Origin of the sequence: Acetobacter tropicalis, assembly GCF_001580915.1 — a bacterium.
GTDB classification, from domain to species: Bacteria; Pseudomonadota; Alphaproteobacteria; order Acetobacterales; family Acetobacteraceae; genus Acetobacter; species Acetobacter tropicalis.
In genome coordinates, this window is sequence record NZ_LHZQ01000052.1 from 1 (window position 1) to 1,122 (window position 1,122).

General features: G+C 45.9%; 3 protein-coding genes. 1 reads left to right on the top strand and 2 read right to left on the bottom strand.

The genetic code is table 11. The features are described from left to right. Window positions 1-248 (top strand): hypothetical protein (locus tag AD944_RS17155; protein WP_211263310.1); only part of this gene is annotated, 248 nt, incomplete at its 5' end. 20 nt (window positions 249-268) lie between these two features. Here the strand turns inward: AD944_RS17155 and AD944_RS00310 are convergent. Both AD944_RS00310 and AD944_RS00315 read right to left on the bottom strand, forming a co-directional pair. Continuing rightward, window positions 269-649, bottom strand: coding sequence for an HVO_A0114 family putative DNA-binding protein (locus AD944_RS00310; RefSeq protein ID WP_003627483.1), 381 nt, complete (start codon window positions 647-649; stop codon window positions 269-271). Further along, entirely contained in the window at window positions 637-921 is a 285-nt protein-coding gene (locus tag AD944_RS00315; protein WP_035362983.1) for a toxin-antitoxin system TumE family protein, read from the bottom strand. Before AD944_RS00315 ends, AD944_RS00310 begins: the two co-directional genes overlap by 13 nt. Window positions 922-1,122: the final 201 nt, after the last annotated feature.

Sequence of the window (1,122 nt, forward strand, 5' to 3'; positions counted from 1 at the left end):
CGAGCCGTCCACACCATCAGTTCTCAGTGAAAATCAACATTGGTGTATCACCCTCCTCATCAACCAGCAGCAGCATTGTGTTGATCATCATAATCGTGATGGCCACCGACAGCGGCCATTCCCATACCAAAGACCATGCTAGACTGCTGGTAAATACACACCACGCGGCGATTAAACCACAGATGACGGCCGGAATATTCCAAACGAGAAGTCTTTTTTCGCTCGATACAAGTCATAAGACATCCTAAACCTCATCAATCCTGATAATTTAAGCTACGGCTTTCAATTCATAGTCCACATGGAACCCATCGTAAGGAAATACGACTTTATCGCCGATCTTTTCAAGCAGACCTGCTGCCAACAAGACTTGAATATCACCGTGAGTAGCTTTCACGTCCCGTCCAATGAGCTTACTCAGACCTCTTATCGACATGGGCTTTCGGCCTGACATCACCTGCAACAACTCCTGACGACGTGGTGTCAGCGTTCTCCACATGAGATCAAGCGTTATGAATGTATGACGGGGCTCCTGTTTTTTACCTTCAAACGCTGCAGCCAGTCGTTTGCCCACCTCATCCAAACCATCGAAACCAATCAGAAGAATTTCTTTCTTCTTCTGGCTACGCAGAACGTCTTTCATTTCAACCATTCTCTCACATCCTCCAAAAAATCATCTTTTAAGGTCTGCAAATCTTGAAATGTGTAAGAAACTTCTACGGCTCCTATGTGCTTATGGTCTCCTTTTCCTGACTCATTGTCATATCGCAGAACGCATTTGCCATCCGATATCAGAGCCAGACGATATTTGTAGTGGTGCAAACTGCCTCTCAAGGGAGAAGGAACCTCCCAGACCACCAATTCGATAAACACCCGTTCTGAAAGGGTGATTTTCTCTTTCATAATGGAACGGGCTTTCGTCATGGCATAGATCGTAATCCAAATCGTTGTCGTTGTCCACAACAACAACGGTTCCTTGCTCGCTACGCCCCCTCTGTCGACTGAAAGGAATTATGCTTGGGTTGCGGCATAATCGGCTGTTCCGGACCGTCTTTATTGCCTGGAATTTTGTGGGGTATGATCTAACTAGCACTACAGTTGTTTTTTTAGATGAGAGGCATAAGC